A 6,145-nucleotide genomic window follows, 5' to 3' on the forward strand; every position below is an offset into this window, starting at 1 on the left:
TTCCGTGGACACACCACAGCATTCCGGCATCAGTGGAGAGCCATCTATGAACAACAAACGGAACCTGGTCGCTGCCTTTACCATGGCCGCAGCAGTGGCGGTTGCAGCCCTGCCCCAGGCCCACGCAGAACAACTGACCGTCCCGGTTGGCAGCCAGGCCGACCGGAGCCTTGTCAAAATGCCGGCCAACGGCATGACCGGGGGTTCCGTGCAAAGTCGCTGGGGTGCCCCTATGGAGATTCGGGGCCCGGTTGGCCAGCCACCGATTACCCAGTGGCACTACCAGGACTTCGTGGTGTACCTGGAACACGACCGGGTTATCCATGCGGTCATGAAGCGCCGCAAATAACCGGCCGGGGGCAATACACCGGTTTTTCATTGCCCATGTCCTGACGTTGCCTTAGCGGTCAGATAGAATGACTGCTTTTTGCGAACCAAGGTGGCAGATAACAGTGACTTCCAGACGAGTGTTGCCTGCGGAATGGGCTCCCCAGAGCGCAGTAATGTTGACCTGGCCTCACCCCGGAACCGACTGGGCCCGGATGATGGCAGATGCAGAACAGGTCTTCCTCGACATCGCCAAAGCGGTACTGCGCTTTGAACATTTGGTAATCAGTTGCGAGTTTGTGGCCGGGCTGCAAAAGCTGGGGCAGGAACTGAACCAGTACGCTGAAGACAACCATCTCCCCGGCCGCGTTGTGGCCGTACCGGCCCCGGCCAATGACACCTGGGCACGGGACCACGGCCCCATTACCGTTACCGATGCTGACAGCGCCACGCTTCTGGATTTCAGCTTCAACGCTTGGGGCGGCAAATTCCCCTGGGAGAAAGACAACGCCCTCAACCGACACCTGGCCAATGCAGGCGTATTCGGCAAGACACCGATGCAAGCGGTGGATTTTGTCCTGGAAGGCGGCTCCATTGAGTCTGACGGCCAGGGCACCATCCTGGCCACCAGCGAATGCCTGCTGACCCCCACCCGCAACCCGGACCTTGATCGCTCAGACATCGAACATCGGCTCTCCGAGTTACTGGGCGCAGACCGCATATTGTGGCTGAACCACGGCTACCTGGCCGGCGACGACACCGACAGCCACATCGACACCCTCGCCCGCTTCTGCGCCCCGGACCACATCTGTTATGTCACCTGTCCGGATGTGGCAGACGAACACTACAGCGCCCTGGCCGCCATGGAAGAGGAACTGCAGGAGTTCCGCCAGCAGGATGGCAGCCCCTACAAGCTGACTGCACTGCCCTGGCCCGATGCCATCTATGACGAAGAGAGCGAGCGCCTGCCGGCCACCTATGCCAACTTCCTGATTATCAACGATGCAGTTCTTTTGCCGGTCTACGATGTGCCGCAAGATCCGGAAGCCATCCGCATCATGGGTGAGATCTTCCCGGAGCGGGAAATCATTCCCGTTAACTGCCGCCCACTGATCCACCAGCATGGCAGCCTGCACTGTGTCACCATGCAGATTCCTGCCGGAGTCGTTTCCCTATGACCCAGCTGAAAATCGCTGCTATCCAGCAAAAGTGCAGTAACGACAAAGCCGCCAGCCTGGCAACCTCCGAAAAACTGGTGAGGGAAGCCGCCACCGGGGGTGCGCAACTGGTGGTACTGCAGGAGCTGCACGCCACCCTGTATTTTTGCCAGACCGAAGACACCGCCGTTTTCGAACTCGCCGAACCCATTCCCGGCCCCACCAGCAACCGCCTGTCGGAACTGGCCAGGGAGCTGGGCATTGTGCTGGTAGGCTCTATCTTCGAGCGCCGGATGAACGGGGTGTATCACAACACCTCGGTGGTGTTTGATACCGACGGCAGCCTGGCCGGGATCTACCGGAAAATGCACATCCCGGACGACCCGGGCTTCTACGAAAAGTTCTATTTCACCCCGGGCGACGCCCGCTTCAACAATGGCGACAGCGGCTTTACCCCGATCAATACCTCCGTCGGAAAGCTCGGGGTATTGGTGTGCTGGGACCAGTGGTACCCGGAAGCCGCCCGCCTGATGGCGCTGGCCGGCGCGGAAATCCTGATCTATCCCACGGCCATCGGCTGGGACATTACCGACGAAGCCGACGAACAGGCCCGCCAGCTGGAAGCCTGGGTAACTGTTCAGCGGGGCCACGCGGTGGCTAACAACCTGCCGGTGATTGCCCCCAACCGTGTGGGCACTGAACCCGACCCGTCCGGCCAGGGCGACGGCATCCGCTTCTGGGGCAACAGCTTTATCTGCGGGCCCCAGGGCGAATTCCTGGCCCGGGCCGACGATGAAAGCGAATGTATTCTGACCGCCACGCTGGACCGCGACCGGACTGAATCCGTCAGGCGTATCTGGCCGTATCTTCGGGATCGGCGCATTGATGCCTACGACGACATTCTCAAACGGGTACGGGACTGAGGCCTGCATGAAACAGAAAATGGACAGCGTGGTTGCCGAGCTCAACAAGATTCTGCTGGGCAAGGACAACCAGATCCGCCTGGCCCTGTGTGGCCTGCTGGCCCGCGGCCACCTGCTGATCGAAGACATTCCGGGCATGGGCAAGACCACACTGTCCCATGCGCTGGCTAAGATCATGGGGCTGAGCTATCAGCGCATCCAGTTCACCAACGACCTGCTCCCCGCGGATGTTCTGGGTTACTCCATGTACGACCGTGAGGCCGGCAGCCTGGTGTTTCACCCGGGCCCGATCTTTGCCCAGGTGGTACTGGCAGACGAAATCAACCGGGCCTCGCCCCGCACCCAGAGTGCGCTGCTGGAAGCCATGGAAGAGCGCCAGGTATCCATTGAAGGCGAAACCCGGCCACTGCCCTCTCCGTTCTTTGTGATTGCCACCCAGAACCCCATTGAACAGGGCGGCACCTTTCCGCTGCCAGAATCCCAGCTCGACCGTTTTCTGATGCGCCTGCAGCTGGGCTATCCGGACCCGAAAGCCGAGCGGGAGCTACTGGAAGGCGAAGACCGCCGGGCCATCACCGGGCGGCTGCAGGCCATACTGCCCCAACCTGAACTGGAAGCGGCTCAGGCCGCTGTTGAAAAAGTGAGCGCCAGCCCTGCCCTGCTGGACTATCTGCAGCGACTGCTTGAACAAAGCCGGCGCATGCCAGGCCTGGTCTACGGCCTGTCGCCGCGAGCCGGCCTCGGGCTGTTGAGGGCCGCCAAGGCCTGGGCCCTGATGGCGGGGCGTGACCACGTGCTGCCAGACGACGTCCAGGCAGTGTTCCCCTCCGTGGCCGAGCACCGGCTTGAGCAGGGCGAATCCGGTAAGAGCAAGGAGCGGGTACGACAGCTGCTGACCACGGTCTCGGTACTTGAATAATCCGGCTCCGGCCTCATACATCCAGATTACATATCACATACCAGCGAGATTCCCATGAGCGAAACACAGCACTCCCGACTGATCATTCTTGGTTCCGGCCCCGCAGGTTACACCGCAGCAGTCTATGCCGCCCGCGCCAACCTGAACCCGACCCTGATTACCGGCATTGAAGTGGGTGGACAGCTCACCACCACCACAGACGTGGACAACTGGCCGGGCGACAACGACGGCGTTCAGGGCCCTGAACTGATGCAGCGCATGCAGAAGCATGCCGAGCGTTTCGAAACCCGCATCGTGTACGACACCATCAACGAAGCCGACCTGCAGAACCGCCCGTTCCGCCTCAAGGGCGACAGCGGCGAGTACACCTGCGACGCCCTGATCATCGCCACCGGCGCCTCGGCCATGTACCTGGGCCTGGAATCCGAAGAGAAGTTCAAGGGCCAGGGCGTATCAGCCTGCGCTACCTGCGACGGTTTTTTCTACCGCAAGCAGAAAGTCGCTGTGATCGGTGGTGGCAACACTGCCGTTGAAGAAGCCCTGTACCTGTCCAACATTGCCGATGAAGTGACTCTGGTGCACCGCCGTGACAAGCTGCGCTCCGAGAAGATCCTGCAGGACAAGCTGTTCGAAAAGGCCGAGAACGGCAACGTGAAGATCGTCTGGAACCACACCCTGGATGAAGTACTGGGCGACGGCACCGGTGTAACCGGCATGCGCATCAAGAGCACCGAAGACGGCAGCACCCGGGACATCGACCTGGCCGGCGTATTCATCGCCATCGGCCACAAGCCGAACACCAGCCTGTTCGAAGGCCAGCTCGACATGGACAACGGCTATCTGCGTATCCAGTCCGGCCTGAACGGCATGGCCACCCAGACCAGCATTCCAGGCGTATTCGCCGCCGGCGACGTAGCCGACCACGTTTACCGCCAGGCTGTTACCTCCGCCGGTTTCGGCTGCATGGCCGCCCTGGATGCCGAGAAATTCCTGGACCAGCAGGACTAAAACGGCCGACACTGAATGACCTCTCTACCCTGGCTGGAACCGGAGGAACTCTGGTTCCCTCCGGCCGACGAAGCACTGGACGATCCGGACGGTCTTCTCGCCGTGGGTGGCGACCTGTCCCGGGGCCGGCTCCTGCTGGCTTACCGGAACGGCATCTTCCCCTGGTTCAGCGACGACCAGCCCATTCTCTGGTGGTCCCCAAATCCCCGTTGCGTCCTGTTTCCGGACGAAGTCCACGTGTCCCGCAGCCTGCGCCGCACCCTGAACCAGCACCGGTTCGAGGTTACCGCAGACCGATGCTTCAGCCGCATCATCCGGTTGTGTGCCACCACCCGCGCAGAAGGCACCTGGATTACCGACGACATGATCCAGGCCTATACCGACCTGCACCGGCACGGCACCGCACACTCCATCGAAGTCTGGAACCGCAACGGCGAGCTGGCCGGGGGCATGTACGGCATTGCCCTGGGGCGCTGCTTCTTCGGTGAATCCATGTTTTCCCTGGAAACCAATGCTTCCAAGGTTTTGATGGTGCACCTGGCCGGTCAGCTGGCACAATGGGGCTACAGACTGATGGATTGCCAGGTCGAGAGCGACCATCTGCTCAGCATGGGAGCGCGAACTATTCCCAGGGACGAGTTTTTATCTATACTCGGGAAGTACGTGGATCAAAAACCGGAAAAGGAAGACTGGGCCTTCAACTGGCGCTGGCCCGGGCCGGAGGAATGAATGAGCAATCTCAGAACGCTGGTCTTCTTCGCAACGCCGCCCCACGACTGCAGCTACCTGCCGGATCGCGAAGCCACCACCATGTTTGTGGACCCAAGGGCCAACGTCGACAAGAAACTCTACAGCCAACTGACTGCGCTGGGGTTCCGGCGCAGTGGCTCCCACTATTACCGCCCCCATTGTGAACATTGCAATGCCTGCGTGCCGGTACGCCTGAAGGTAGATCAGTTCCAGCCGGACCGTAACCAGCGCCGTGTCTTGCGTAAGAATGAAGACTTGTCGTGCCGCCTGGTGCCCGCCGCGTTCAGCGAGCGTTATTACCGGCTGTACGCCCACTACATTGAAGAGCGCCACCGCGATGGCGATATGTACCCTCCCTCCAGGGAGCAGTTCACATCGTTCCTGGTAGACGGCGCCACCGACTCCTGGTTCCTGGAAATTTCCCTGGGAGACGAACTGGCCGGCCTGGCGGCGGTCGACCTGCTGGATGACGGCTTGTCCGCCATCTACACCATTTTTGCTCCGGAGCTGGAAGACCGGAGCCTGGGCACCTTTGCCGTGCTCTGGCAGATTGAAGAAGCCCGGCGCCGCGGCCTGCCCCATCTGTACCTGGGTTACTGGATCCGGGAGTGCCGTAAAATGAACTACAAAACCCGTTTCAAACCCATCGAAGCGCTACGCGACGGGCACTGGCGAGAACTGCAATCAGACTGACTTTTGCCAAACGGCAAGAATTCAGGCAGAATTGCGCAATTTAAAATCACCGAAAAGCATTCCGAACGAGGTTTCTACTGAATGGCGAAATCAGATGTCATTGAAATGGAAGGCGTTATTATCGACACCCTTCCCAACACCATGTTCCGCGTTGAGCTGTCCAACGGCCACGTTGTGACTGCCCACATCTCAGGAAAAATGCGCAAGAACTACATCCGCATCCTGACCGGAGACAAGGTCAAGGTTGAGCTGACTCCCTATGACCTGAGCAAGGGCCGCATCGTATACCGCGCCCGTTAATCTGCTCGAGTGACATCTGAAAAGCCCCGCAAGTGCGGGGCTTTTTTGTTGGTGCGCCAGGCATGGCG

8 protein-coding genes are annotated in these 6,145 nt (G+C 60.4%); all 8 read left to right on the forward strand.

Annotation, left to right across the window (positions count from 1 at the left end):
• Window positions 1-46: 46 nt before the first annotated feature.
• The 8 genes from Q668_RS08260 (at window position 47) to infA (ending at window position 6,077) form a co-directional block, all read left to right on the forward strand.
• Window positions 47-349 (forward strand): hypothetical protein, encoded by a 303-nt coding sequence (locus Q668_RS08260; RefSeq protein ID WP_022989139.1) that lies wholly within the window; start codon window positions 47-49, stop codon window positions 347-349.
• 103 nt (window positions 350-452) lie between these two features.
• Window positions 453-1,505 (forward strand): agmatine deiminase family protein, encoded by a 1,053-nt coding sequence (locus Q668_RS08265; RefSeq protein WP_264629989.1) that lies wholly within the window; start codon window positions 453-455, stop codon window positions 1,503-1,505.
• Entirely contained in the window at window positions 1,502-2,407 is a 906-nt protein-coding gene (locus Q668_RS08270; RefSeq protein ID WP_022989141.1) for a carbon-nitrogen hydrolase, read from the forward strand. The genes Q668_RS08265 and Q668_RS08270 overlap by 4 nt, the downstream gene beginning before the upstream one ends.
• Window positions 2,408-2,414: 7 nt before the next feature.
• Window positions 2,415-3,326, forward strand: a complete 912-nt coding sequence (locus tag Q668_RS08275) for an AAA family ATPase (protein WP_022989142.1) — start codon at window positions 2,415-2,417, stop codon at window positions 3,324-3,326.
• A gap of 54 nt (window positions 3,327-3,380) precedes the next feature.
• Window positions 3,381-4,334 (forward strand): thioredoxin-disulfide reductase, encoded by a 954-nt coding sequence (gene trxB / locus Q668_RS08280; protein WP_022989143.1) that lies wholly within the window; start codon window positions 3,381-3,383, stop codon window positions 4,332-4,334.
• A 15-nt stretch (window positions 4,335-4,349) separates the two neighbouring features.
• Window positions 4,350-5,063, forward strand: a complete 714-nt coding sequence (gene aat, locus Q668_RS08285; RefSeq protein ID WP_022989144.1) for a leucyl/phenylalanyl-tRNA--protein transferase — start codon at window positions 4,350-4,352, stop codon at window positions 5,061-5,063.
• Window positions 5,064-5,777, forward strand: coding sequence for an arginyltransferase (locus tag Q668_RS08290; protein WP_022989145.1), 714 nt, complete (start codon window positions 5,064-5,066; stop codon window positions 5,775-5,777).
• Between the two features lie 81 nt (window positions 5,778-5,858).
• On the forward strand, window positions 5,859-6,077 hold the full coding sequence (gene infA, locus Q668_RS08295) for a translation initiation factor IF-1 (RefSeq protein ID WP_014421226.1): 219 nt from the start codon (window positions 5,859-5,861) through the stop codon (window positions 6,075-6,077).
• Window positions 6,078-6,145 lie beyond the last annotated feature (68 nt).

Origin of the sequence: Marinobacter sp. ES-1 (genome assembly GCF_000475255.1) — a bacterium.
Lineage (GTDB): Bacteria > Pseudomonadota > Gammaproteobacteria > Pseudomonadales > Oleiphilaceae > Marinobacter > Marinobacter vinifirmus.